This is a genomic window from Citrobacter sp. wls619, from assembly GCF_005281345.1.
In the GTDB taxonomy this organism is placed as follows: Bacteria; Pseudomonadota; Gammaproteobacteria; order Enterobacterales; family Enterobacteriaceae; genus Citrobacter.
The window spans coordinates 455,401-480,220 of sequence record NZ_SZXJ01000027.1 but is presented as its reverse complement, the minus strand read 5'-3'; the positions used below and the strand labels follow the sequence as shown (position 1 = coordinate 480,220).

Annotated in this window: 22 protein-coding genes; 9 read left to right on the top strand and 13 right to left on the bottom strand. The window is 52.6% G+C overall.

Going from position 1 to position 24,820, the window contains the following annotated elements; translation table 11 throughout:
* Nucleotides 1–267 precede the first annotated feature (267 nt).
* Nucleotides 268–1,809, top strand: a complete 1,542-nt coding sequence (locus FDX19_RS05025) for a PAS domain-containing methyl-accepting chemotaxis protein (RefSeq protein WP_137381822.1) — start codon at nt 268–270, stop codon at nt 1,807–1,809.
* Nucleotides 1,810–2,086: 277 nt separating this feature from the next.
* Nucleotides 2,087–3,529, top strand: coding sequence for an L-asparagine permease (ansP, locus tag FDX19_RS05020; RefSeq protein WP_137381821.1), 1,443 nt, complete (start codon nt 2,087–2,089; stop codon nt 3,527–3,529).
* 40 nt (nt 3,530–3,569) lie between these two features.
* On the opposite strand, the gene FDX19_RS05015 is transcribed toward ansP, so the two are convergent.
* The 4 genes from FDX19_RS05015 to FDX19_RS05000 all read right to left on the bottom strand — a co-directional run bounded on the left by FDX19_RS05015 (nt 3,570) and on the right by FDX19_RS05000 (nt 6,934).
* Complete coding sequence (locus FDX19_RS05015; RefSeq protein ID WP_043016274.1) at nt 3,570–3,791, bottom strand: YgdI/YgdR family lipoprotein; 222 nt, start codon at nt 3,789–3,791, stop codon at nt 3,570–3,572.
* A 136-nt stretch (nt 3,792–3,927) separates the two neighbouring features.
* Nucleotides 3,928–4,989 (bottom strand): YncE family protein, encoded by a 1,062-nt coding sequence (locus FDX19_RS05010; RefSeq protein WP_137381820.1) that lies wholly within the window; start codon nt 4,987–4,989, stop codon nt 3,928–3,930.
* 265 nt (nt 4,990–5,254) lie between these two features.
* Nucleotides 5,255–6,289, bottom strand: coding sequence for an NADP-dependent oxidoreductase (locus FDX19_RS05005; RefSeq protein WP_137381819.1), 1,035 nt, complete (start codon nt 6,287–6,289; stop codon nt 5,255–5,257).
* Nucleotides 6,290–6,358: 69 nt separating this feature from the next.
* Entirely contained in the window at nt 6,359–6,934 is a 576-nt protein-coding gene (locus FDX19_RS05000; RefSeq protein ID WP_048211614.1) for an XRE family transcriptional regulator, read from the bottom strand.
* Between the two features lie 37 nt (nt 6,935–6,971).
* Here FDX19_RS05000 and mddA point away from each other — a divergent pair, with 37 nt between their 5' ends.
* Complete coding sequence (gene mddA, locus FDX19_RS04995; protein ID WP_137381818.1) at nt 6,972–7,490, top strand: L-methionine sulfoximine/L-methionine sulfone acetyltransferase; 519 nt, start codon at nt 6,972–6,974, stop codon at nt 7,488–7,490.
* Nucleotides 7,487–7,936: a DMT family transporter gene (locus FDX19_RS04990; RefSeq protein ID WP_048211612.1), complete on the top strand. Its 450-nt coding sequence runs from the start codon at nt 7,487–7,489 to the stop codon at nt 7,934–7,936. The genes mddA and FDX19_RS04990 overlap by 4 nt, the downstream gene beginning before the upstream one ends.
* 75 nt (nt 7,937–8,011) lie before the next feature.
* Here FDX19_RS04990 and FDX19_RS04985 read toward each other — a convergent pair whose 3' ends face one another.
* Together FDX19_RS04985 and FDX19_RS04980 are read right to left on the bottom strand one after the other, a co-directional pair.
* Nucleotides 8,012–8,245 (bottom strand): YdcY family protein, encoded by a 234-nt coding sequence (locus tag FDX19_RS04985; RefSeq protein WP_048211611.1) that lies wholly within the window; start codon nt 8,243–8,245, stop codon nt 8,012–8,014.
* A 17-nt stretch (nt 8,246–8,262) separates the two neighbouring features.
* A complete protein-coding gene (locus tag FDX19_RS04980; RefSeq protein WP_137381817.1) occupies nt 8,263–9,861 on the bottom strand; it encodes an ABC transporter substrate-binding protein in 1,599 nt (532 codons plus the stop codon).
* A gap of 282 nt (nt 9,862–10,143) precedes the next feature.
* Here FDX19_RS04980 and FDX19_RS04975 point away from each other — a divergent pair, with 282 nt between their 5' ends.
* Genes FDX19_RS04975 through FDX19_RS04965 form a run of 3 tightly spaced genes read left to right on the top strand, consistent with a single transcriptional unit; the run spans nt 10,144 to nt 16,599 of the window.
* Nucleotides 10,144–11,460 carry an SrfA family protein gene (locus FDX19_RS04975; RefSeq protein WP_137381816.1) on the top strand — a complete coding sequence of 439 codons (1,317 nt, stop codon included), beginning with the start codon at nt 10,144–10,146 and terminating at the stop codon, nt 11,458–11,460.
* 4 nt (nt 11,461–11,464) lie between these two features.
* Nucleotides 11,465–14,443, top strand: a complete 2,979-nt coding sequence (locus FDX19_RS04970) for a virulence factor SrfB (protein WP_137381815.1) — start codon at nt 11,465–11,467, stop codon at nt 14,441–14,443.
* Complete coding sequence (locus FDX19_RS04965; RefSeq protein WP_137381814.1) at nt 14,440–16,599, top strand: virulence factor SrfC family protein; 2,160 nt, start codon at nt 14,440–14,442, stop codon at nt 16,597–16,599. The genes FDX19_RS04970 and FDX19_RS04965 overlap by 4 nt, the downstream gene beginning before the upstream one ends.
* A 19-nt stretch (nt 16,600–16,618) precedes the next feature.
* Here FDX19_RS04965 and FDX19_RS04960 read toward each other — a convergent pair whose 3' ends face one another.
* On the bottom strand, nt 16,619–16,792 hold the full coding sequence (locus tag FDX19_RS04960) for a GhoT/OrtT family toxin (RefSeq protein WP_137381813.1): 174 nt from the start codon (nt 16,790–16,792) through the stop codon (nt 16,619–16,621).
* A 192-nt stretch (nt 16,793–16,984) separates the two neighbouring features.
* On the opposite strand from FDX19_RS04960, the gene yncL reads away from it, so the two are divergent.
* Nucleotides 16,985–17,080: a stress response membrane protein YncL gene (gene yncL / locus FDX19_RS04955; RefSeq protein ID WP_071828932.1), complete on the top strand. Its 96-nt coding sequence runs from the start codon at nt 16,985–16,987 to the stop codon at nt 17,078–17,080.
* Between the two features lie 121 nt (nt 17,081–17,201).
* Here yncL and FDX19_RS04950 read toward each other — a convergent pair whose 3' ends face one another.
* Nucleotides 17,202–17,984 (bottom strand): helix-turn-helix domain-containing protein, encoded by a 783-nt coding sequence (locus FDX19_RS04950; protein WP_137381877.1) that lies wholly within the window; start codon nt 17,982–17,984, stop codon nt 17,202–17,204.
* Nucleotides 17,985–18,085: 101 nt separating this feature from the next.
* On the opposite strand from FDX19_RS04950, the gene FDX19_RS04945 reads away from it, so the two are divergent.
* Nucleotides 18,086–19,213 carry a multidrug effflux MFS transporter gene (locus tag FDX19_RS04945; RefSeq protein ID WP_137381812.1) on the top strand — a complete coding sequence of 376 codons (1,128 nt, stop codon included), beginning with the start codon at nt 18,086–18,088 and terminating at the stop codon, nt 19,211–19,213.
* Nucleotides 19,214–19,403: 190 nt separating this feature from the next.
* On the opposite strand, the gene patD is transcribed toward FDX19_RS04945, so the two are convergent.
* Genes patD through ydcS form a run of 5 tightly spaced genes read right to left on the bottom strand, consistent with a single transcriptional unit; the run spans nt 19,404 to nt 24,772 of the window.
* Nucleotides 19,404–20,831 carry an aminobutyraldehyde dehydrogenase gene (patD, locus tag FDX19_RS04940; protein ID WP_137381811.1) on the bottom strand — a complete coding sequence of 476 codons (1,428 nt, stop codon included), beginning with the start codon at nt 20,829–20,831 and terminating at the stop codon, nt 19,404–19,406.
* Between the two features lie 21 nt (nt 20,832–20,852).
* Entirely contained in the window at nt 20,853–21,659 is an 807-nt protein-coding gene (locus tag FDX19_RS04935) for an ABC transporter permease (RefSeq protein ID WP_005126751.1), read from the bottom strand.
* Entirely contained in the window at nt 21,649–22,593 is a 945-nt protein-coding gene (locus FDX19_RS04930) for an ABC transporter permease (RefSeq protein ID WP_005126750.1), read from the bottom strand. The genes FDX19_RS04935 and FDX19_RS04930 overlap by 11 nt, the downstream gene beginning before the upstream one ends.
* Nucleotides 22,594–23,610, bottom strand: coding sequence for an ABC transporter ATP-binding protein (locus FDX19_RS04925; RefSeq protein WP_137381810.1), 1,017 nt, complete (start codon nt 23,608–23,610; stop codon nt 22,594–22,596). It lies immediately after the preceding gene.
* Between the two features lie 16 nt (nt 23,611–23,626).
* Complete coding sequence (gene ydcS / locus FDX19_RS04920; RefSeq protein ID WP_137381809.1) at nt 23,627–24,772, bottom strand: putative ABC transporter substrate-binding protein YdcS; 1,146 nt, start codon at nt 24,770–24,772, stop codon at nt 23,627–23,629.
* Between the last annotated feature and the right edge of the window lie 48 nt (nt 24,773–24,820).

Below are 24,820 nucleotides of genomic sequence, written 5' to 3'. Positions count from 1 at the left end.
ATTTTTACATGCGTGTTCAGTGTTGAATTTAATTTAAGTCAGGCTAAACACCTGTCTGTGTTATGCGCTTGTATTGATTGTTTCATTTTTATGAAAGAGACATGGGTTCCACGCATTAATTTTTTTATTTTAAATACTTTCACAGAACTGATGATTAGTAGAGAATGCAGCGTTTCTTATTAAAATGGTTTAAAACAGCTTTTTAATATCCCCTGGCATTATTACGGGGATCTTTGTATGAATTATACATACCATCATGGGGCCTTTATGAAAAGTAACATGCCCGTTACACAAATTGAGCACACACTTAACGGTAAAGCGACGCTGCTATCGACGACAGATAAAGAGAGTCATATTACCTATGCAAACTCCGCGTTTATCGATGCCAGTGGTTTTAACGAAAGTCAATTAATGGGTGAACCGCATAATATTATTCGCCATCCGGATATGCCGCCAGCCGCGTTTGCTGACATGTGGTACACGTTGCAGCAGGGTGACAGCTGGACGGGAATGGTGAAAAACCGGCGTCAAAACGGTGACCACTACTGGGTACGCGCCAACGTCACGCCCGTTTGGCACAATGAAAAGTTAACGGGCTACATCTCAGTGCGTACTGTTCCTTCGCGAGACGAAATATCTCAGAGTGCGCAGCTGTATGAAAAAATAAATAATCAACAACTTAGCGGGTTCCGTCTTTTTAAGGGTATTATCATTCGCCGTGGCATATTGGCATGGACTTCAATGTTTAAATGGTTGAGCATTAGTCAACGCGTCAATTATGCTTTGGGAGTCGTTGCCCTGCTCTCTTTGTTATTAATCTTCGCCCCCGTAAACCACTTTATTCAATCCGGCGGTCTACTGGCGTTATTTCTGTTATTCGCTATTTACCTTAAGTGCCAAATTTGTCAGCCAGTTAATACACTATTGACTCAAATGAAGAAAGTCGTATCCGGACGAAAACCCGACAACTGCCATTTAAATCGCGTAGATGAAATCGGCATGTTAATGCGACTGGTTAATCAATCCGGACTTAATCTAAATTCACTGGTTGATGACGTCAGTACGCAAATATCCGGAATTCAGGCCATCAGCCAGCGCGTTTCTAAAGAAGGTATCGCGCTGCATACACGTTCTGAAGAAACATCCGCGGACCTTCAGCAAACCGCTGCCGCCATTGAAGAAATTGGTAGCGCAGTGCAGCAAACTGCAGAAACGGCGGCGCACACCATGACGATGGCCGATAAAACCAGCACCAATGCCGCTGAAGGCGGCGATATTATGAAACAAACTATCGCCATGATGCAGGCGATCTCTCGTGATAATGGTCAGATTGTCGACATCATTGGCGTAATTGATAGCATCGCCTTCCAGACAAATATTCTGGCGCTCAACGCGGCTGTCGAGGCGGCGCGAGCCGGAGAGTCCGGGCGCGGTTTTGCCGTCGTGGCCGCGGAGGTGCGCAATCTTGCGCAACACTCTGCATCAGCGGCAAAAGAGATCAAACAGCTTATCGAGAAGAACGTCGCTAATGTCAATACCGGCGTAAAAATGGTTGAACAGACAGAAACGCATCTCACCGGGATGATCAGCGATGTGTTACAGATGTCGATGATGATTAAAGACATTAGTCTGGCAACGCGGGAGCAAACCCAGGCGCTGGATCTGATTAATGATTCCATTTCGCGTGTTGGGACCATGACGCACAATAATGCCGAGATGGTGGAGCGTGTCACTGACGCGACTGCCGATTTAACGCAACGCTCATCGCGATTGCAGCAGGCCGTACAGGTCTTTGGCGTGTCGGCGTAAAGCAAACAGCGCTCATTCTGCTGACGATCAGGATGAGCGCATTCCTTCACATTGCCCACCGCCTCTATTTTTACTGAATCGAGTCCACATCCCGTCAATTCAGGCCACAGAAAAACCCCACTTCCCCGTGTCCAGGCTTTGCGTCACTTATCAATTGAATGTAGGATGCTCGGCCGACAGTTTTCCCGCGGTAACACAATGAAGGGTAACGCTGTTTTCGCCGCAGCTGCTGCGGCAAAAAGGATTTTGTAAATTAGTCAGGTTAACAGGAAACGTAATGAACACACACAACACGCAAGCCGCGGAACAACACGCGGCGAAACGACGCTGGTTGAATGCTCACGAAGAGGGGTATCACAAAGCGATGGGTAACCGGCAGGTACAAATGATCGCCATTGGCGGTGCTATCGGTACCGGGTTATTTTTAGGGGCTGGCGCACGTTTACAAATGGCCGGCCCCGCGTTAGCACTGGTCTATCTGGTCTGCGGTATTTTTTCATTCTTCATTCTGCGGGCACTCGGTGAACTGGTTTTACACCGCCCTTCCAGCGGCAGCTTTGTCTCTTATGCCCGCGAATTTTTAGGTGAGAAAGCGGCCTATGTGGCTGGCTGGATGTACTTCATCAACTGGGCGATGACCGGAATCGTGGATATCACGGCCGTGGCCTTGTATATGCACTACTGGGGCGCATTTGGTGATGTACCGCAATGGGTGTTTGCCCTCGGCGCGTTGGCCATTGTCGGCACTATGAACATGATCGGCGTAAAGTGGTTTGCGGAGATGGAGTTCTGGTTTGCCCTGGTCAAAGTGCTGGCTATCGTTATCTTCCTGGTCGTCGGAACTGTTTTTTTGGGCACGGGAAAACCGCTGGATGGTAACACCACTGGCTTTCATTTGATCACCGATAACGGTGGGTTTTTCCCGCATGGCCTGCTGCCAGCGCTGGTACTGGTCCAGGGTGTCGTCTTTGCATTTGCCTCTATTGAACTGGTAGGCACAGCGGCTGGTGAGTGCAAAGATCCGCAAACGATGGTGCCAAAAGCGATTAACAGCGTTATCTGGCGAATTGGCCTGTTCTATGTGGGTTCCGTGGTGTTGCTGGTCATGCTGTTACCGTGGAATGCCTATCAGGCAGGTCAAAGCCCGTTTGTTACCTTCTTTTCCAAACTCGGCGTTCCCTATATTGGCAGTATTATGAATATCGTGGTGCTTACCGCCGCGCTTTCCAGCCTCAACTCGGGGTTGTACTGCACCGGTCGTATTTTGCGCTCAATGTCGATGGGCGGTTCCGCGCCAAAATTTATGGCCAAAATGAGCCGTCAACACGTACCTTATGCCGGGATACTGGCCACGCTTGTCGTGTATGTCGTCGGGGTTTTTCTCAACTATCTGGTGCCTTCGCAGGTGTTCGAGATCGTGCTTAACTTTGCCTCGCTGGGCATCATTGCATCGTGGGCATTCATTATGGTGTGCCAGATGCGTCTGCGTCGGGCCATTAAAGATGGCAAAGCCGCAGACGTTCACTTCAAACTGCCTGGTGCGCCGTTTACGTCCTGGTTAACACTGTTGTTTTTACTGGCGGTGCTGGTGTTAATGGCGTTTGACTATCCGAATGGGACCTACACTATCGCCTCATTACCGCTGATTGCCATTCTGCTGGTCGCTGGCTGGTTTGGGGTACGTAAACGCGTTGCGGAAATCCACCGCACCGCGCCGTAACGCTTTAAGGTAGGTCAGATTTCTGGCCTACCCGTTTGACTTAGTTTGCTTCAATTAGCTGAGCAACATCATTGCTGTTAATTTCCCGCGCATTCCCGTCCTGATCGGTATAGCTGGTCATTCCCGTATCTTTATCCAGTTTTGGTTTGCCCTGGGTGGTAATAGTTTGTCCGCTTTTCGTCGTCATGACGTAATCGGTGGTACAGCCAGCCAGCGTAAACAGCATTACGCCCGCACAAAGACAGATTAATGGCTTTTTCATGGTATTCCCGTGTTATTCAGTTAGCCGTTGAGGGCGTAGTGTAAGTCGCTGAAGTTTGTCAGGCTACCGATGGGGTGTAACGAGGCGTATCGTGGCGTATAGAGAAATGACTGGAGGGGTTGCCCCCTCCGAAGAATTACAGGGCGATACGAATAACATCGTCCGGTTGAGTCGCTTCCTGCTCGCGTGTGGATTTCTGTTTCACACTCACGTACAGGGTTTTGCCATCGGCAGAGAGCGCCAGGCTGTTCGGGAACGTCGGGGTATCGAAGGTTTTAACCACTTTATAGCTTTTCGCATCGATCACGCTGACTTTGCCGGCCTGACGGTGGGTTACATAGGCTTCATTGCGTGTCGGGTTGAACAGTACGGCCAGAGATTCCGGTGCGGCAACTTTTGCCAGCACGTTACCGTTACGGGTGTCGATAACCAGCACTTCCGCCGCTTTGGAGTCAGTGACAAACGCACGATGACCGGCCGTATCCAGGCTCAGGTTAATGAAGAAGTGCTCTTTGCCATCGTCCAGCAGTTTTTTACGGCTGAGAATTTTGTTGGTGGCGGTATCGATGGTAATGAATTCGCCATCGGCATTGGCGGTATACAGGCGTTTAGCCTTGCTGTCGACAGCCAGTGCGGTGCTCATTTTACCGGTATTTTGAATCGTGTCCTGAAGTTTGACCGTCTCACCGTCCACGACCCAAATCACGCTCTCCTTACCAATTCCGCTGATGTATACCTTGTTGGTGGCGTCATCGGCGACCAGTTCACGAGGCTGCAGCGGACGAACGTCTTCAGAACGTTTACGCGCATCCAGTACCAGGCGCCCTTTCACCTCACCGCTTTTCGCATCAATCGCCGTCACCGCGCTATTCACGGTATTACCAAACCACAGCGTTTGCGTCGTGTTATTGATGGTCGCGCCAAACGGTTTGAGATCGTTATGAATAACCTGAGTCACTTCAAGCGTCACCGGATCAAGACGGTAAACTATCCCACCTTTATCCAGCTTACGACTCTGCGAGGTGGCCAGCCACAGTGCGTTTTCCTGCTGGCTGTACGCCATTTCGTAGGCGCCTTTACCTACGCCTTTGCGCAGCAGTTCTTCCGCAGCCTGCGTGCTAAATGATGATGCAACGAGCAGTGAACCTAACAGTAAAGAACCACGCAGACGCGGTGAAAACAGATGACGTAAAGACATGACGACTCCCTTTGATAAATTCAGTTGTTACTGCTTCACATAGCTTCAATGAGCAAAATCATGGTTTTGCCTTTTTAAGAATGAGAATAGTAATCATTATTTATCGCAAAGTGGAGTGTTTATTCACTTTCGGTGAAAACCTTCTTATTTTCTCCATGAATACTCGCTTGTAGCGAAATCAATATTCAAACAGATTGGCTCTACAACGCTTGCCGGATGGCGGCGTAGGCGCCATCCGGCTGTTAGCGCCTTTAGCCTCTTCGTATCACTCTTCAGCAAGACGAATCACGACCTTGCCAAAGTTTTTACCGGTCAGCAGACCGATAAAGGTCTCCGGGGCATTTTCCAGACCCTCAGTGACCTGCTCGCGATAGTGGATCTTGCCTTCCTGGACCCAGCGCCCCATTTCTCGCTGAAATTCATGAATGCGGTGACCATAATCCTGACCAATGATGAAGCCCTGCAAGCGGATACGTTTTTTCAGTAACGTGGCCATAAGCAGCGGTAAACGGTCTGGGCCCGCCGGCAGTGATGTGGCGTTATAACCGCTCACCAGACCACACAGCGGAATACGGGCGGAAGTGTTGAGTAACGGCAAAACGGCGTCAAAAACTTTACCGCCGACGTTTTCATAATAGATATCGATACCCTGCGGACAGGCTTGTGCCAGTTGGCGTGCGAAATCGGGGGCATGATGATCGAGGCAGATATCAAAGCCCAACACGTCGGTAGCATGGCGACATTTCTCTGCCCCACCTGCCACACCAACAACCCGACAGCCCTTCAGCTTACCGATCTGACCCACGGTTGCGCCAACAGGTCCGGTTGCCGCAGCAACAACCAGTGTCTCACCGGCTTTGGGCTGGCCAATATCCAGCAGCCCCATATACGCCGTAAAGCCCGGCATCCCCAGCAGACCAAGCGCCCAGGAAGGATGCTCAGGGTGATCGCCTAACTTTACCAAATCAGCACCATTAGAGATGGCGAAGTCCTGCCAGCCGCTATAGCTCAGCACCCATTCACCGGGTTTAAAATCCGAATGATTCGATGCCACGACCCGACTGACCGTGCCGCCCACCATCACGGCACCAATCTCAACCGGGGGCGAATAAGACGGTTCGTCGCTCATACGCCCACGCATATAGGGATCGAGTGAGAGGTAGACGTTACGCAGTAACACCTCTCCGTCACCGGGCGTCGTGATGGCCTCTTCTTCAAGACGGAAGTTACCGGGCACCGGTGCGCCATGCGGGCGTGACGCCAGAACCCAGCGACGATTGCGTTGCATTTGTTGACCCATTGATGTTCTCCTCTGCTTTTGGCATGAATCCATCAATAGTAGACGCGCTATCTCTGTGATGCTTTCACATTAATTGCCAGCGTGGTTTAACCGCACAACCAGATAAACGCAGGACTGCGCGGTTTCATTGATAAACCGACAGTCGTTTGGCGGCCCCAACTCCAGGCAGTCCCCGGCTTTCATTTCGTGGCGTGTATCACCTTCCACAAACACCAATTCCCCCTGCTGCAACCAGAGAAGCTGTCGGGCCTGCACATAAGAAGAGGCGGGCATCGGGATATCACTGCCAGCCGGTAATTCGATTTGCACCAGATCGATAGGCAGATCGCTGCGCGGAGAAACGTGGCGGCGCAAATAGTGGCTTTGCGGATCGTGCCAGACCGGCTGGTCGGCGAAACGTAACAGTTTACCCTCCTGCATTTCGGCCCGGGCAATCAGCGTGGACATGCTGATACCAAACGCACCGGAAAGCCGTCCCAGTAGCGTCGCCGTTGGACTGCTCTCTCCGCGTTCTATTTTATGGATCATCGCCCGCGACACCCCTGCACGTTCGGCAAGTTCCGTCAGCGACCAGCCGCGAGATTCCCGCTCAATGCGAATTCTTGCACTGATCCGTTGATTTATGCTGTCTTCAATAGTATTCATATTGTAATACTATAGTGAACAACCCCTGAGGTTCAACATGTCAATTCGATTTGCCAGCAAAGACGACTGTGTCGCCATCGCAGAAATCTACAATCACGCCGTACTGCATACGGCCGCTATCTGGAACGATCAAACGGTCGATGCCGAAAACCGCATCTCCTGGTACGAAGCTCGCCAACTGATGGGGTATCCGGTGCTGGTAAGTGAAGAGGATGGCGTCGTCACGGGGTACGCCTCTTTTGGCGACTGGCGCAACTTTGACGGTTTCCGTCATACCGTCGAACATTCAGTGTACGTACACCCGGAACATCAGGGAAAAGGACTGGGGCGCAGGCTGCTCAGCAGACTCATTGAAGAAGCGCGCGCGTGTGGCAAGCATGTCATGGTGGCAGGAATCGAGTCGCAAAATCAGGCATCGCTGCACCTGCATAGCACGCTGGGCTTCAATGTTACCGCGCAGATGCCCCAGGTCGGGACTAAATTTGGTCGCTGGCTGGATCTGACTTTTATGCAGCTGCAGTTAGATGACCGTAGCGAACCGGATGCGCGTGGATGAACCAGACGCTGACCCTCTCCTTTCTGATTGCCGCAGGTATTGGTCTGGTGGTGCAAAACACGTTGATGGTACGCATTACCCAGACGTCTTCGACAATCCTGATTGCTATGCTGCTTAACTCACTGGTCGGGATCGTCCTGTTTGTCAGCATACTGTGGTTTAAACAAGGTGCGGCGGGGTTTGGTGAACTGGTTTCCAGCGTGCGCTGGTGGACATTGATCCCGGGTTTACTGGGATCGTTCTTTGTTTTCGCCAGTATCAGCGGATACCAAAACGTAGGCGCCGCCACCACCATCGCGGTGCTGGTCGCCAGCCAGCTTATTGGCGGTCTGGTGCTGGATATTCTGCGTAGCCAGGGTGTACCGCTTCGCGCGCTGGTGGGTCCGGTATGCGGTGCGATATTGCTGGTAGTGGGTGCCTGGCTGGTGGCAAGACGTTCGTTTTAAGCCTGATGGCGCTTCGCTTATCAGGCCTACGGAACGCCGGATGAGGTGTGAACACCGCCATCCGGCACGGAAATATCAAAGAATAGAGCCGCCTTTGGTCAACTGCTCACGACGCGCTTCCATATCTTCTTTATGCTGACGCCCATGATGTGCAATTGCCGTACGCAAACGTTGTTGCTGGGTGTAACGATCTTCCCGGCTCAGCGCAACATCATCGCTCAGTTCAATCAGCAATTCATTCATATGCGTAATGACGCTTTCTTCAATGGCGGCATCAACACGTGCGCTGACTTCATCCAGATGCGACATACTCCCTCCTTAACGTATTAATTTAATTTCGCTTTTGAAAAATCACTGCCCATCAGGCTAACGCTGTATCCGCTGACGTTGCTGCGTGTGGCATAGAAGGTTTTACCATTCGCCAGCGCAATCCACGGAGCCTGCTGATAGAAAATTTCCTGCGACTGCTGGTAAAGCGCGGCGCGCTCTTGCGGTTTGCTCACCAGTTTCGCCTTTTGAACCAGCGAATTATACTCTTTATCACACCAGCGCGCGGCGTTTGATCCGGTTTTAATGCTGTCGCAACCCAGCAGTACATCGGCAAAGTTATCCGGGTCACCGTTATCTGACATCCAGCCAAACAACGCAGTATCGTGCTCGCCTTTACGCATCCCGGAGAGATATTCCCCCCATTCCCAGGAGACGATTTTCGCTTTCACACCAACTTTTGCCCAGTCGCTTTGAATCATCTCCGCAATACGACGAGAGTTCGGGTTATACGGACGCTGCACCGGCATTGACCACAGTGTCGCTTCAAAACCGTTTTCCAGCCCCGCTTTCTTCAGCAGTTCTTTCGCTTTCTGCGGGTCGTAATCGTAATCTTTCAGGTCTTTATTGAAGCCCAGCATATTCGGCGGGATTGGCGATTTCGCCACCGTGCCGGAACCTAAAAAGACCGCGTTAATAATGGCTTTTTTATCTGTCGCATAGTTCAGAGCCTGGCGCACCAGTACGTTATCAAACGGCTTTTTCTCCGTATTAAACGCCAGATAACCGACGTTCAGCGCCTCGACCGAATGCAGCGTCAGATCCTTGTTCTTTTTGATTTCATCAAACTGCACCGGTGCTGGCGCGGGAATAATCTGGCATTCATTGGTTTGTAGTTTCGCCAGTCGCGTCTGTACGTTTGGTGTGATGGAGAAAATCAGATGTTTCGTTGGCACTGCACCATCCCAGTAGTTCGGGTTTGCCAGATAGCGGATTTGTGAATCCTGCTTGTACTGTTGCAAGACATAAGGCCCGGTACCAATCGGCCAGTTATCGACGTTTTCCGGCGTGCCTTTTTTCAGCATCTCATCGGCATATTCTGCCGAAAGAATAGAGGCAAAATCCATCCCCCAGTCAGCAAGAAATGCAGCGTTGGGTTCGTTCAGAACAAACTGAACGTGATAATCATCAACCTTCTTAACCTCTTTGATCAGTTTGTCCAGGCCAACATCGTTGAAATATTCATAGCTACCCTGTGAAACCTTATGGTACGGATGATCGGCATCTTTCTGGCGTAATACCGAGAAAACGACGTCATCGGCATTGAAATCACGGGTAGGTTTAAAGAACTTATTACTATTGAACTTCACGCCCTGACGCAGGGTAAATGTGTAGGTCTTGCCGTCGGGGGAAATTGTCCACTCCGTTGCCAGAGACGGGACCGGGGTATTTTTGACCGGATCGAAGTTGATCAATCGGTTGTACAACACCTGTGAACTGGCGACAAACGACGGACCTGAACTGGCAATTTGGGGGTTAAATGATTCCGGCGATGCTTCAGAGCAGTAAACAATGGTATCAGTACTGGCGGCATAGGCAGCACCTGTTGGTAAGACGGCGCTGAGTGCCAGCGCGAGCAGCGTTTTCCTTGCAATCATGGTTATAAGCCTTCTTCTTTTATTATTTACTCGTCTATCAGAGCATAGCTGGCAAAGACGCACTAATAACAAATCTCTATCAGGTTATTCTAATCGGGTTGTTTTCGCTGATTAATTCATCATCGTAGGCGAAGTAATTTACCTTAAGTCTTTTTCAAAACGTCAAGATTTTTCCCAATACTCTATGCCATGAAAATTCGCCCATTTTGGCATCTCTTCTGGCATTTGCTTGTTTTGAGAATCCGTATAATGGCTGTGTGAAGAAGTCTAAGGGGCAATTACGTGGCAAAAACTCTCTTGCGCAGCGGCAATTTGGATGACTATCAGGCCGTGGGTGGCGGTGGTCAGGCCGTGTTTGATTCAGCACTACAAATTCGTGAAACGCTTCGTCTGCGTAAACAACAGGCGATGGCGGATTGTCTGGCAATCCCACAAGTTAACGACAGTGGCGATCGGGTGGACTGGTATTCCCCGCTTGAAGGAAAGGCTGTCGCGTGGAAAGCCGCTGATGAAGATGCGCGTTTTCGGGCTCTGCGCTATCTGTCCAGTACGCTGGAGAATGCCGCGGCCCTGAGTCGGAAAAGCCTGCAATCGGGTAAAACTTCTCTGCAACTGTTTGGTTCACTACTCGACAAAGCCATCCAGTTTCCAGGTGAGAACCACGTGTTCCTGGTTGATGGCAAACCCGTCATTACGTTCTGGGGCTTCGTCAATCTGAATGAAAACACCCGTGACGATGTACTCGATTGCCTGCGTCATACCGACGTTCCCCAGGTTGTAGTGGCACCTGAACCGGAGCCGGAGCCGGAAGTCGAAGAAATCCCGACGGAAATCACTTTCGCCGAGGCCGATACCCCGCTGCTGACAACGGCCATTGAGCTAGCGAAACCCGCTGAACCCGAACCACAACCCCCGGTCATCGTGAGTGAGCCAGAGATCGCGCCACCGCCAGTACAGCGTAAGCCCACGCGTCGCCTGCCGCTGTGGAGCCTGCCCGTTGCTGCGGCAGTCATTGCCGCCATTGCAGGGCCGCTATTATGGAAACAACACACGGATTCTCCCGCACCTGCAGTCGCCCTCATTGACGTGGCAAAGATAGACAGTAAACCCCTGCCAGAGCTGACACCTTCGCTGCCGCTGCATCGGGCTGAAGTTATTCCACCGGTGAAAAAAGAGAAGCCCGTAGAAGGACCGGTGGTAATTGCCGCTATCCCGAAAGATGCGTTGGTAATGGATGCCAACCAGATGAAGGCTGGTACAACACGTTTTCTTAACGGCAACTGGCGTGTGCTGGTCGATATAAAAGATCCGGTCAGTGGTAAAGCCCCGTCGCTGCGTTATCAAATTCAGGCCAATAAGGGCACTGCGCGTGTCGTGCATGGCGACAATATCGTTTGCCGCGCCGAAATTTTCTCTGGTCTGCATCAATCGGGCGAATTAATGATTAAGAGTCGTGGGAATGCCCGTTGCACGGACGGTTCGCGATACCCCATGCCCGAAATCACCTGTAAAGCAGGAACAAACGACGTCGCAGCTTGTACCGCACGTTATGACGAACACGCGGAAATCCCTTTGACGATCAAAAAGATAGGTGCCTGATTTTATGTTGGTGAATCTGTGTGATTACAAACAGAGCGTAACGCTCATCGCCAATAGCGGTGTGCAATTTCTGGATTTTGGGCTGACACCACAGGAATCTGCGCACCACGGTCGTTTTGTGCGTAAAACGGCAAACGGTCCCCTTCTGCGTCTGGATTTTGATCTGGCGTCGGGACGCTATACCCTGCCGGGCAATACCGGTGGCCAACCCGAAGTCGTGAAACCGGAAAGCACGCAGACGCTGCATTATTCTCTGGACGTTCTTGACGGTGTCTGGTTGCCGCTGCCGTTCCTGCGTTTTAACCCGCCCCGCACATTTGTTGAAGGCCCGGATAACTGGGCGCGCGTGCAGGTACGAAAACTCGCACAACCGGACAGTGCCGGCAATACTCACCGTGTCACGGTGGCGCTGGACAGTCAGTTGACTGAAGCCCCGGCAGCATTGACGCCCAATGAGAACGATCTGCTGAATGGCACGCGATTTGCGCTGGCCTGGCACGATAATGAGATCGCAGATTTCCTCGACCAGACGTGGATTGATGGCTGGTTACGCGAGTCCTTTTTGCAGCACGTCACGCAGCAAGAAAACCGTTCAGAGCAGGAGATCCAACAAGCGCTACGCAACTTTGAATATCAGGCGCACTGGCTGAATGTGTTGACCCTGTTAGGCGAACAACTTTCCGTCCCGGAAGTGAAGCTGGTGACCCATACGCTCAGCACGCCCGCGATTCCTGTCGATCTGATTCTGGATATTGGTAATACCCATACCTGCGGCGTGTTGATTGAAGATCATGGCGATGCTAATGACGGTTTGCGTCAGACGGCTGAATTGCAGGTGCGTTCATTAAGCGAACCACAGTTCCTCAACGATCCCCTGTTCACCAGCCGACTGGAGTTTTCCGAGGCGCGCTTTGGTAAGCAACATTTCTCCGTTGAGAGCGGTCGCGATGATGCCTTTATCTGGCCGTCGATTGTCCGCGTTGGGGATGAAGCCCGTAAGCTGGCGATGCAGCGTATGGGAACGGAAGGCAGCAGTGGGATCTCCAGCCCACGTCGGTACTTATGGGATGAAACCCCCGTGTTACACGACTGGCGCTTTAGCCAGATGAACAGCAAAACGCAGCGTGAGCCGCTGGCTACCGCCTTCCCACTGATGAATTTGATGAACGATGACGGTCAGCCGCTGTTCAGCCTGCCGCAAGATGACCGGCTGCCGGTGTTCTCGCCACAATACAGCCGCAGCACGCTGATGACGCATATGTTGTGCGAGATTCTGGCCCAGGCGCTGGGACAAATTAACAGCGTAGCGACACGCCTGCGCCTCGGGTTCCCGGCCTCTCCACGCCAGTTGCGCACGCTGATCCTCACTCTGCCGTCAGCCATGCCAAAACAGGAGCGCGAGATCTTCCGTCTGCGTATGTTTGAAGCCATTGCGCTGGTCTGGAAAGCAATGGGCTGGCACCCGCAGGACGAAGATTTCACCACCCGCAAACAGCAAGAAAAGAGCGTCGTTCCCGTACCTGAGATCCAGATGGAATGGGATGAGGCCAGCTGCGGACAGTTGGTTTGGCTGTACAACGAAGCGATTTCACACTACGACGGGCATACAGAATCGTTCTTTAACGCCCTCGCCCGTCCGGACCGCCAGCCAGAACCCGGTGAAGTTAAAGGTCGTGCACTGCGCGTCGCCTCCATCGATATTGGCGGTGGCACGACGGATATGGCCGTGGTCCATTATCAACTGGATGACGGCGTTGGGGCGAATGTCAAAATCACCCCGCATCTGCTGTTTCGTGAAGGCTTCAAGGTCGCCGGGGATGACATGTTATTGGATGTCATACAACGCTGCATACTGCCCGCCCTGCAAACCCGCTTACAACAGGCTGGCGTAACCGATGCCGCCGCCCTGCTGGCCACACTGTTTGGTGATTCCGGGAGAATCGATACGCAGGCTATTTTGCGACAACAAACCGCGTTGCAACTCTTTATGCCACTGGGTCATGCGGTACTCAGTGCCTGGGAGCAAAGCGATATTAACGATCCCGTAGCGGGGTTGCACGCCACCTTTGGCGAACTGCTTTCTCAGCGTCCGACACGCAATGTGATGAACTATATCCAACAGGCTATCGATCATGCATTACCGTCTGGTTCACCGGCTTTTGATGTGCTGAGCGTACCGTTGCAGGTGCAGTTCAGACAGTTGCAAGAAGCGCTGCTGGCCGGGCAATTTACCCTGACATCCCCTCTGCACGCCGTTTGTGAAGCGATTTCCCACTATCGTTGCGATATTTTGTTAGTCACTGGCAGACCCGCCTGTTTGCCGGGGGTTCAGGCGCTAATCCGCCATCTGCAACCCGTTCCGGTCAACCGCATGATCTGGATGGACAGCTATCGCGTACATGAGTGGTATCCGTTCAGCCAGCAAGGGCGCATCGGCAATCCCAAATCTACCGCAGCCGTTGGCGCGATGCTGTGTAGCCTGGCGCTGGATTTACGTCTGCCGCGCTTTAACTTTAAAGCTGCGGATATCGGCGCGTACTCGACGGTCCGCTACCTCGGTGTACTGGATAATACGGTCAATACGTTACGCGATGAAAATATCTGGTATCACGACATCGATCTGGATAAACCTGGAGCAAAACTGGATACCCGTCTGCACTTCCCGCTGCGCGGCAACGTGACGCTGGGCTTTCGCCAGTTAGCAAACAGCCGCTGGCCAGCCACCCCGCTGTATACGCTGAGCATCAATTCTGCTGAGCTGGCAAAAACGATTGCCGGTGACGGTGTATTAAATGTACGGCTGCAACTGCGCGGTGGCAGCAAAGAAACGGGACCGGAATTTTTCGTTCTCAGTGATGCCTGGCTACAGGATGGCACGCCCGTTGCCGCCAATGCCTTAACGTTAAAACTGAATACACTGGCAGATCGTCGCCATAGCGGCAGCCATTACTGGATTGATAGCGGGAGTGTGTACCTGAAATGAGTAAGATGTTTAACACAGCACAAGCCGCCATCGAATGGGTGAATGACACACGCCAGCGCGCAGCACGGCTTGATGATGAGGCGGATTCCCTGCTCGCTCAGCTCACCATCGCCGCGGTTACTGAGTCTGCGCTGAACACGGCGTTTTCAGCGCGTGGCTGTGTGGGTCTGTACGGTCATTCACAGCCAGCAAAGGCCCATCTGTTGTCCGCACTGTGCAGCAACACCAGTGGGAAATTGAATATTGCTACACCGGATCGCAGCTTTGACTACTTTTCGCATATCAATCCGGGCCATGCGCCGACCAACATGGCGATCCGCTTTACGCGTGAAGACAATCCCGTTGATAGCGAGTGGCCTCTGCGTCTGCGCCTACTGAGTGAAGCAGAACTGGTACAGCTGTTTATCACACAGTTTTGCGCAATGCCTGACAGCCGCCAGGTTGAAAAATCGATTATTGAAGCCCGGTTAGAAAAATGGCAAACGCTGCGTCAGCGTCATCCGGTTCAGGGCATCACGGCACATGACGTAGCCGCTATTGGCCGTTTCTGGCGCTCTTGTGTTCCTGCGAACCAGCAGCAAATTGATGATGCGCTATGGCATCAATTTGCTACGTTGCTGCCGGCGCTGGATCTGACCACCCGCGCTCACGCCTGGGCGCTGTTGTGGGGAGAACAACCAGAGCTAACGCAGCAATGGCTGGCATTAGCGCACACTTTGCAACAAACCGGACAGGCGCACGAGCTAGCCGCGCCGCTGAGTTTGCTGGTCGATCATTTTGGCTTGCCTGCCGAAAGCTTCCTGACTCAGGTCGCATTAACCGGGAACGACGCGCAAAGCGATGTGGTGGTTCATCCTGTTGCAAACCATCAGTTGCTTAACGCGGTCAGTCTGTCGCTGGAATCGCTGGCGCTGCTGACGCGTGAACTGGTGCTGACTGTCGAAGACTCGGTGTTGGAAAACGTCGACCTGCTCGATATTCCCCTCGCACCGGATGCCCACCCCAACCCGCTGTGGCGGGCCAAATTAGGCTGGATGTTGGAACATTACCGCCAACATCTGCAACCCGATGTCCTGCTGATCTGCAACGCGGTGTCTTCACGCTCGCAGACACCGGCCATCACGCGTAAACTGATGAACTGGGCCAACGATACCCAACCCGTGCATGATGCGGCATTACCGGGGGTTGTGTGGGCCATTACGCCACAAGACGCTCGTTTTAGCACACAGCAAAACCTCGATGAGGCCGTGCAGCAACTAATGGGCAAGCCCGGGTTGCGCTGGGGGACATTGCAGGCACTGGATAAACACAGCCTGTTGCGCCTTGCTGAATGGCTGTCGCAAGCGACATCCGCGCAACAACGCCAGTCACGGTTAACGTCCCTGCATGAACAGCATCAACAGCGTGTTCGTGAGGCGTTGATGAGCTGGCTTAACGACAGCGAAAGCGCACCAGACGCCAGCGAGACAGTGATCCGCCAGCTTCAGGCCCAGGCAGCGAAGCATGGTGAACTCCTGGAGGGGTTACTACCACCGATGCGCTGCTTTGAGTCGTTGCTGCGCGTCCAGCAGCCACGCGAAGAACAAGTCAGTGGACTTTTTAATGAAGAGATCGACCTGTTTGCCGACGTCCGGGAGCCATTGCACTCATCCGAAAGCAAAGAGACCGGGTACCAGGCGCACAAAATGTGGATCAACCATGTGCGTCAGTGGTGTCGCGATGACAATAATGCGCGCCGATTACGGCTTGAGCCGCGAACGCTGCGACAGGTAGCCGACATTCTTATCACTACCAGCTATCGGCTCGAGATGCCTCAACGGCTTCAGCAGATTATGCAGCGAGAGAATGTCTGCGGGGCGCAGTTACACGCCGATATCGGTGATTTTATTACCTGGCTCGGCTACGCCAACGTTGCAGAGGATCAGCGCCCTGCCAGCAGGGTCTTCAAGGGCGCGGCTATTTTCAGTGCGCCAGTACAACAACCGATGTCGCGCCTGACGCAACTGGATGAGCAGCCGCAGCACGGTGCAAGCCGGCACGTTTACGACTGGCTGGTTGCGTTGTACACCCGTGCGAATGAAAACGTGGGATACCAGCATCCTCTGGATGTAACCAAAGACGACAGACTGAGATTAGTCGCTCTGCTGACCCCCTGATACAGCATTGACAGAGCCATCAGAAAAGAGAAAACAGGAGTGCGACGGGAAAGCTCATCGGCCATGTCGCCCCGACTAATACCGCGCTCAGAAAGCGAATACGTTTTTTATCACGCGACAGAAACCAGGTGATAATGGCCGCAATAGCGGCCATTACCGCATAAAAAATCAACATTTTTTGGTACAGAGACATTTAGGGCATCCAGGCCAGAAGGGAAAATCGCGCGCAATATGCTCTCTTTTATGACCCACATCAAGTTTTATTCATTTATTTAAGAAAACCGCCTAAATAACAGCCCACTTTCAACATGTTCAGATTTCGTACTATTGCGGATAGCTATAAGCCGTACTATACCCAAAGGGGTTAAAACGAAAGGTGGCAAAAATGAATGTTTCCAGTAAGACTGTGGTGCTGATAAATATATTTGCTGCTGTAGGACTTTTCAGCCTGATCTCCGTAAGGTTCGGCTGGTTTGCTTGATGTGACTCTTTTTGATGAATTGCAGCGCCTGCTGGCAGAGAGAAAATCTTCTCTCTGCCATTAGTAAACGATCTTCCCACTCCGCCACAGCCCGGTAAATTATCCTTAATATGTAATACCCCTAATCCTTCTGCGGCATTATTCCCCCGTGATAACGGGTCGGTGTTGTACCTGTTAGCTGCCGAAAAAACACGATGAAAGCACTGTCGCTAACAAATTCCAGCTGTTGCGCCACCTGGCTGACTGAGTCCCCCTCCGCCAACATCTCCATCGCTTTTAACAACCTGAATTGCTGCCGCCAGGTCTGATAGTTCATCCCTGTATCTCTGATAAAAATGCGGCTGATTGTGCGTTCGCAAGCACCGACCTGGCGGGATAACTGATTCAGTCGGGGTGGTAACGCCCCCATTCGAACCCCTTCCAGCCACCGATCCAGGCGAACATCTGAGGGAAACTGCAACGTCCAGTTTTCACGACGTGCAGCCCTGATTTCTTCACAAAAAACAGTGATGAGGCTGGCCTGCTGCGTTTCTGCCATCTGCCAGGGCCAGAATGCCATCCGTTCTATGACTTCAAAAAAAAGCGGGTTCACTTCGACAACCTGTAGTGGCAAGGCGGATAACGTCGGCAGAATGGTTGAAAAATATAATGACCGATAAGCCATCACCCCTCGCATGATGGCCCGGTGAACCGTACTCGCGGGGATCCAGACCGCACGGCGAGGCGGAAGAAGACACAGGGTATTTTCCAGTTCAATGGTGATGCACCCCGCCGCCGAAAAGAGTAACTGATGGCGAAGATGACTGTGCCGACCGGAATCATGTACGCCCATATCAGAGGCAATACCGACGACTGTTTCCTTAAAACCATCCGGGTCGAAGACATCATCAGGCGCAATTTTCATCATCTGTCCGATATTTGATATATAAAGTCCTGATAATGGTAATTAGACATTTTCTATTCAGCAATAATCCCCCCCAGTTTTTTGTTTCTCTGGATATTGCTATGAATATGACTCATCGACCGCCCTTATGGCTTCTCACATTACTGATTATGTTTCCACAACTGGTGGAAACCATTTACAGTCCGGCATTGCCAAATATCGCCACGTTTTTTCAAATAAGCAGTGAACGTGCTGCTCAAACACTTTCCGTTTATTTTGTCGCCTTTGCCGTGGGGGTTGCACTGTGGGGCTGGCTTAGCGACTGCATTGGACGACGCTGGGCAATGATGGCTGGACTCCTCTGTTACGGGACGGGTTCCGTAATGGCGGTTATTGCCACTGATTTCAGCATCTTGCTGCTGGCCCGTATGGTATCAGCCATTGGCGCGGCCGCCGGGTCTGTGGTGGTGCAGACGATGTTGAGGGACAGTTATGAATCAACAACACTGTCCCGCATTTTTTCCATTATGGGCGCAGCACTGGCAATCAGCCCGGTTTTTGGTCTGGTGAGCGGAGGCTGGTTAGTCAGTCTTTACGGTCATACGGGCGTTTTTACTGCGCTGGTATTGCTGGCGATACTGCTACTGATGTTAACCACAGCCTTATTGCCGGAAACACGGCCGGAGACGACGCGCAGACCACAATTGACGGGGCTGCTCTCCCGCATGGTGAGGGACAGTACACTGTGGAAAAATGCCATGCTGGTTGCACTGTTGAATACCATGCTATTCAGCTATTACAGCCTGGCCCCGTTTCTTTTCGGACAGTTAGGATGGAGTTCCAGGGCATTTGGCTGGACGGGATCCTTGCTTGCCCTCGCGTCACTGTCAGGCAGCCTGCTGAATCGCAAGCTGTTAATGATCGGTTTGTCATCGGAATATCTGGTGCGCCATGCCTGTGCTTTAGCGCTGCTGTCTGGTCTCGCAGCATGGTGGCTACAGCATTCAGTCTGGATTCTGCTGCCTGTGGTCGGGGTTGTTGTGGCCTATGGCATCGCGATCCCCAATGTGCTGAGTCAGGCTCTGCATCACTATCGTGAACAGGCTGGGGCCGCGGGGGCTCTGTTCGGATTATGCTACTACCTGTTATTGGGAATGATGTTAGGGTTAGCGGGTATCGTGCAGCAACTGGGACTGGTTCTGACTGTCTGTGCGTTCATCGCCTGGCTATGTAGCCTGCGCCGTCGTTAGAACAATCACCTAAATAATCAGGCCCCGACATTGTGCCGGGGCCTGATTAAATGCAAATTAGCCTGACCTCGCGGATATTTCCAACTTACCGCCGTCCGATGGCGACGAGGCCAGTGCCGCGCATAGTATAGAGACACGTTGGCCGATATTTAGCTATCCGTGCCCCTTTTACCGTTCGCGGTTTATGATATTACTCGTGCTTGATCATGACATGGCGAATCACCGTGTAATCTTCCAGTCCGTAGACCGACATGTCCTTGCCATAGCCTGATTGTTTTTGTCCCCCATGCGGCATTTCACTCACCAGCGTGAAGTGGGTATTGACCCAGGTACAGCCGTACTGCAGGCGGGCGCTCAGTCGGTGCGCGCGACCAACATCCCGCGTCCAGACTGACGATGCCAGTCCATACTTCGAATCATTAGCCCACGCCAGGACCTGATCTTCATCATCAAAGACGGTGACACTGACCACCGGACCAAAGACTTCACGCTGCACGATAGCATCTTCCTGTTTCGCGCCCGCCAGCAACGTTGGCGCAAAATAGTAGCCTGAACCCGCCACTTTTTTGCCGCCGGTGATGACCTTGATGTGTCCGAGCGCTTTCGCGTCATCGACCGCTTTAGCTACCCTGTCAAGATGCGCCTGTGAGCTTAACGGTCCCAGTTCTGTCGTTTCATCATTCGGTGCGCCAATTTTCAGGCTGGCAACGGCGGCGCCGAGTTTTTCGACCAACGCATCATAGATGCCTTTTTGTGCGTAGATTCGACACGCAGCAGTACAATCCTGTCCGGCGTTGTAATACCCAAAGGTCCGTACACCACTGACCACCGCATCAAGGTCGGCATCATCAAAAATAATCACCGGGGCTTTCCCGCCCAGTTCCATATGCGTGCGTTTAATCGAAGGCGCAGTATGCTGGATAATATGTTCCCCGGTCACAATTGAGCCGGTCAGTGAAACCATACGGACTTTTTCATGGCCGGTCAGCGGATCGCCCACCGTTTTACCCCGGCCAAACAGGACGTTAATCACGCCTGCCGGGTAAATATCTTTCGCATATTCCGCCAGTTTAAGCGCCGTCAGCGGGGTAATTTCTGAAGGTTTAATCACCACACAGTTGCCGGCGGCCAGCGCAGGAGCCAGCTTCCATGCCGCCATCATTAGCGGATAGTTCCAGGGCGCGATGGAGGCCACCACACCCAGAGGATCGCGACGAATCATGGAAGTATGCCCTTCCAGATACTCCCCGGCGGCCTGTCCTTGCAGGGTGCGCGCAGCCCCCGCGAAGAAACGGAAAACATCCACGATGGCCGGAATTTCATCATTAAGCACACAATGTAGCGGTTTACCGCAGTTGAGCGATTCCAGCTCCGCGAAGGTCTGTGCGTTATCGGCAATGGTATCCGCCAGCTTTAACAACAGCTCCGAACGCACTTTCGGCGTGGTCTGGCCCCAGGAGACAAACGCGTTGTCTGCCGCGCGCACTGCGGCATCAACCTGCATGGCTGATGCCTCAGCAATCTCCAGAATAAGTTCACCAGTGGCAGGGTTATAAACGGGTTGCTTTTCACCTTCACCGTTGACCAGCTCACCGTTAATCAGTAATTGATGTTGCATAGCAATTTCCCATATCGTCGTTTATTTACCGTTTCCGGCGACGGTGTCGCCTTCACGCGTTAGCCACCAGGCCCCTAAAATTGGCAGTGTTGTTACCAGCATTACCAGCAATGCCACAACGTTGGTAACAGGCACATCTCGTGGGCGGCCCAGTTGATTGAGCAGCCACAGAGGAAGTGTTCTTTCATGTCCGGCGGTGAACGTTGTCACGATGATTTCATCAAACGACAAGGCAAACGCCAGCATGCCTCCCGCCAGCAGTGCTGATGCTAGATTGGGCAGCACGACATAACGAAAGGTTTGCCAGCCGTTGGCGCCAAGATCCATAGACGCTTCAACCAGACTCCATGAGGTGCGGCGAAAACGCGCCACGACGTTGTTAAAGACAACCACCACGCAAAACGTCGCATGGCCCACCACGATCGTGAGAAAACCCGGTTCCAGGTTGATGGTCTTAAATGCCGTCAGCAGTGCCAGGCCGGTAATAATGCCCGGCAGCGCAATCGGCAACAGCAGCAACAGCGATATTGCGCTTTTACCGAAAAAGTCCCTGCGCCACAGCGCAGCCGCCGCCAGCGTACCCAGTACCAGAGCGATTGCTGTCGACAACGCGGCGATCTTAAGTGACAACGTCACTGATTCAAGAATATCGCTACGCTGTGCCGCCACGCTAAACCAACGCAGTGTCAGTCCCTGCGGCGGAAAACTAAAAGCAGCCTCCTCTGTATTAAAAGCATAGGTGCCGATGATGAGGATGGGAAAGTGCAGAAAGAGAACCCCTCCCCATGCTGCCAGTTTGAGTAACCAGGGTGCGCGTTCAGAGTGCATCGAAAGCTCCCAGACGCTTCACGAACGCCAGATACAGTGCAATTAAGACAATGGGCACCAGAGTGAATGCCGCCGCCATTGGCATATTGCCGATAGCCCCTTGTTGCGAATACACCATGTTGCCGATGAAATAGCCCGGCGGCCCCACCAGCTGCGGCACAATAAAGTCACCCAGCGTCAGTGAGAACGTAAAGATAGAGCCAGCGGCTATACCGGGTATTGCCAGCGGGAAAACCACATAGCGAAAGGTTTGACGAGGACGCGCGCCCAAATCAGCCGATGCCTGCAAAAGCGAGGGCGGAAGCCGTTCCAGAGCAGCCTGAACCGGCAGGATCATAAAGGGCAGCCAGATGTAGACAAAAACCAAAAAGCGCCCTAATCCCGATGTTGACAGCGTATTACCGCCGACAGCCGGCAAGGTGAGGAATGCGGTCAACAGTGGCTCCAGCCCGAGATGGGTTAAAAACCACTGCGCCACGCCATCTTTCGCTAACAGCAGCGTCCACGCATAGGCTTTGACGATATAGCTCGCCCACATCGGCAACATGACGGCAATGTAAAAAAAGGCTTTCATTTTGCCACTGGTATAGCGCGCCATATACCATGCCATCGGGAACGCCAGAATGGCGCTGGCTATCGTCACCGCCACTGCCATTGTCAACGTTCGCACAATGATGTCGTAATTGGCCGGATTAAACAGCGCCTGCAGATTCGCCAGCGTCAGGTCTGGCGTCACCGACATAGTGAAATCGTCGAAGGTGTAAAAACCTTGCCACAACAGCGTCAGCAACGATCCAAAGTAGACGATACCAAACCACATCAGCGGCCCGAGCAGTAGCAAAAACAGCCCAAGCCCTGGATTACGCCAGAAGAACCCCGAGATACGGTTCAGCTTTGTCGGCTGTGCGGGCGAATGTATGACGTTCATAGCCATTCACCTCTCCTCTATCAGCGGAACCATGACATCGCGTGACCACGATGCCATCACCTGCTGACCTGGCGACAGCGTCGACGGCAGCATTTCTCCCGTCAGGTTCGCCTGACTCACCAGCAACTTTTCACCGCCAGCAAGTTTCAGCTCAAAACGCGTCGCCGCCCCCTGGTACTGCACCGCCTGAATGACACCCCGAGCCTGAACCTCGCCCGCCATATCATTTAACCGAATGTGTTCCGGGCGCAGCGAGAACATCCCCTGTAACCCACAGACGTTTGCCGACATCGCTTCGTCAAAGACGTTTGACGTCCCCACAAAACTCGCCACAAACGGCGTACGCGGACGCATGTAGAGTTCGCGTGGTGAATCCACCTGCTCGATACGACCATTGTTAAATACCGCCACACGATCGGACATCGACAGCGCCTCACCCTGGTCGTGGGTGACAAAGATAAAGGTGATGCCGAGTGACTGCTGGAGTTTTTTCAGCTCCAGTTGCATCTGTTCACGTAGCTTGAGATCCAACGCACCGAGTGGTTCATCCAACAGTAAAACGCGAGGCTCATTGACCAACGCACGGGCAATCGCTACACGCTGACGCTGTCCACCCGAGAGTTGTGATGGCTTGCGTTCATGGACAAAGCCGAGTGCAACCTTGTCTAACGCTTCTCGCGCCCTGGCATGACGCTGCTTTTTATCAATGCCTTTCACCATCAGCCCATAAGCCACGTTGTCGAGAATCGACATATGCGGGAAGAGTGCGTAATCCTGAAATACCGTGTTGACGTCCCGTTCCCAGGGCGGTAATTCACTGGCTTGCTTACCAAAAATTTTAATTGAACCGCCCGAAAGCTGCTCAAACCCTGCAATCATGCGCAGACAGGTCGTTTTGCCGGAGCCGGATGGCCCCAGCATAGAGAAAAACTCACCATCATTAATTGCAATACTTACCCCATCAACTGCACGAACATCCCCGTACAGACGCGAGACATTATGAAACTCCACTGCGTACGTCATAAAACCCCCAGCGGAATTAACGACCGCCCATAATGGCGATGTAATCCTGCGTCCAGCGACTGTAAGGAACGAATTTTCCACCTTCTGCGATTGGCGTTTTCCAGAAAGCAATTTTGTCGAAATAGCTATAGCCGTTGGTTTCACAGCCTTTTTCACCCAGCAGCGGGCTGGCTTTACAACCTTCAGGGACTACCGGCAGAGAACCAAACCAGGCAGCGACATCGCCCTGAACTTTCGGGGTTAAGGACCAGTTCATCCATTTGTAAGCACAAACAGGATGTTTTGCTTCGCTATGCAGCATGGTGGTGTCAGCCCAACCGGTAACGCCCTCTTTCGGGAAAACCGTGGCGATTGGCTGGCCTTCTGCTTTCAGGGCGTTAGCCTGATAAGGCCAGGCGCTTGATGCCACCACACCTTCGTTTTTGAAGTCACTCATTTGTACAGTGGTGTCATGCCAGTAGCGATGGATCAGTGCGTGCTGATCGCTCAGGACTTTGATGACCGCCTGATACTGTTTCTCGGTCAGCTGATAGGGATCGGTGATACCCAACTGCGGCTGAGTGGCTTTGACGAACAGCGCCGCATCGGCGATATAGATCGGACCATCGTACGCCTGGACTCGCCCTTTATTGCTTTTTCCGTCTTCAAGTTTTTGCTCGACGAACACCACGTTCCAGCTATCTGGCGGCGTTGGGAAAATTTTGGTGTTATACATCAGCAAGTTGGGCCCCCATTGATACGGAGTGCCGTAAACTTTCCCCCCGACGTTAAACCATTCCCCTTTGACCACTCGCGGATCGATTGTTTTCCAGTTTGGGATAAGCGCAGGATTTATAGGCTGGACACGTTTGCCCATAATCAGGCGCAGTGAAGCATCACCAGACGCCGTCACCAGGTCATAGCCGCCTTTCGCCATCAGGCTGACCATTTCGTCTGATGTGGCCGCTGTTTTAACATTGACGGCACAACCGGTTTCCTTCTCAAACTGTGAAACCCAGTCATATTGTTTATCGGTTTGTCCACGTTCGATATAACCCGGCCAGGCAATAATATCCAGCCGCCCTTCCGGTTTATCTAATGATGTTGGGGGTTCGGCTGCCTGGGCTGTCATCAGCGTCATACTGAGTGCACACAAGCTACTGAGGGCAAATTGCTTGCTCATAACGTCTTACTCCTGTCGAAAAAATATTGAGCGGCAGCCTTGCCGTAA

Coding starts and splice junctions, on each gene's coding strand:
- FDX19_RS05025 (WP_137381822.1), top strand. CDS start 268: ATGAAAAGTAACATGCCCGTTACACAAATTGAGCACACACTTAACGGT.
- ansP (WP_137381821.1), top strand. CDS start 2,087: ATGAACACACACAACACGCAAGCCGCGGAACAACACGCGGCGAAACGA.
- FDX19_RS05015 (WP_043016274.1), bottom strand. CDS start 3,791: ATGAAAAAGCCATTAATCTGTCTTTGTGCGGGCGTAATGCTGTTTACG.
- FDX19_RS05010 (WP_137381820.1), bottom strand. CDS start 4,989: ATGTCTTTACGTCATCTGTTTTCACCGCGTCTGCGTGGTTCTTTACTG.
- FDX19_RS05005 (WP_137381819.1), bottom strand. CDS start 6,289: ATGGGTCAACAAATGCAACGCAATCGTCGCTGGGTTCTGGCGTCACGC.
- FDX19_RS05000 (WP_048211614.1), bottom strand. CDS start 6,934: ATGAATACTATTGAAGACAGCATAAATCAACGGATCAGTGCAAGAATT.
- mddA (WP_137381818.1), top strand. CDS start 6,972: ATGTCAATTCGATTTGCCAGCAAAGACGACTGTGTCGCCATCGCAGAA.
- FDX19_RS04990 (WP_048211612.1), top strand. CDS start 7,487: ATGAACCAGACGCTGACCCTCTCCTTTCTGATTGCCGCAGGTATTGGT.
- FDX19_RS04985 (WP_048211611.1), bottom strand. CDS start 8,245: ATGTCGCATCTGGATGAAGTCAGCGCACGTGTTGATGCCGCCATTGAA.
- FDX19_RS04980 (WP_137381817.1), bottom strand. CDS start 9,861: ATGATTGCAAGGAAAACGCTGCTCGCGCTGGCACTCAGCGCCGTCTTA.
- FDX19_RS04970 (WP_137381815.1), top strand. CDS start 11,465: ATGTTGGTGAATCTGTGTGATTACAAACAGAGCGTAACGCTCATCGCC.
- FDX19_RS04965 (WP_137381814.1), top strand. CDS start 14,440: ATGAGTAAGATGTTTAACACAGCACAAGCCGCCATCGAATGGGTGAAT.
- FDX19_RS04960 (WP_137381813.1), bottom strand. CDS start 16,792: ATGTCTCTGTACCAAAAAATGTTGATTTTTTATGCGGTAATGGCCGCT.
- yncL (WP_071828932.1), top strand. CDS start 16,985: ATGAATGTTTCCAGTAAGACTGTGGTGCTGATAAATATATTTGCTGCT.
- FDX19_RS04950 (WP_137381877.1), bottom strand. CDS start 17,984: ATGAAAATTGCGCCTGATGATGTCTTCGACCCGGATGGTTTTAAGGAA.
- FDX19_RS04945 (WP_137381812.1), top strand. CDS start 18,086: ATGAATATGACTCATCGACCGCCCTTATGGCTTCTCACATTACTGATT.
- patD (WP_137381811.1), bottom strand. CDS start 20,831: ATGCAACATCAATTACTGATTAACGGTGAGCTGGTCAACGGTGAAGGT.
- FDX19_RS04935 (WP_005126751.1), bottom strand. CDS start 21,659: ATGCACTCTGAACGCGCACCCTGGTTACTCAAACTGGCAGCATGGGGA.
- FDX19_RS04930 (WP_005126750.1), bottom strand. CDS start 22,593: ATGGCTATGAACGTCATACATTCGCCCGCACAGCCGACAAAGCTGAAC.
- FDX19_RS04925 (WP_137381810.1), bottom strand. CDS start 23,610: ATGACGTACGCAGTGGAGTTTCATAATGTCTCGCGTCTGTACGGGGAT.
- ydcS (WP_137381809.1), bottom strand. CDS start 24,772: ATGAGCAAGCAATTTGCCCTCAGTAGCTTGTGTGCACTCAGTATGACG.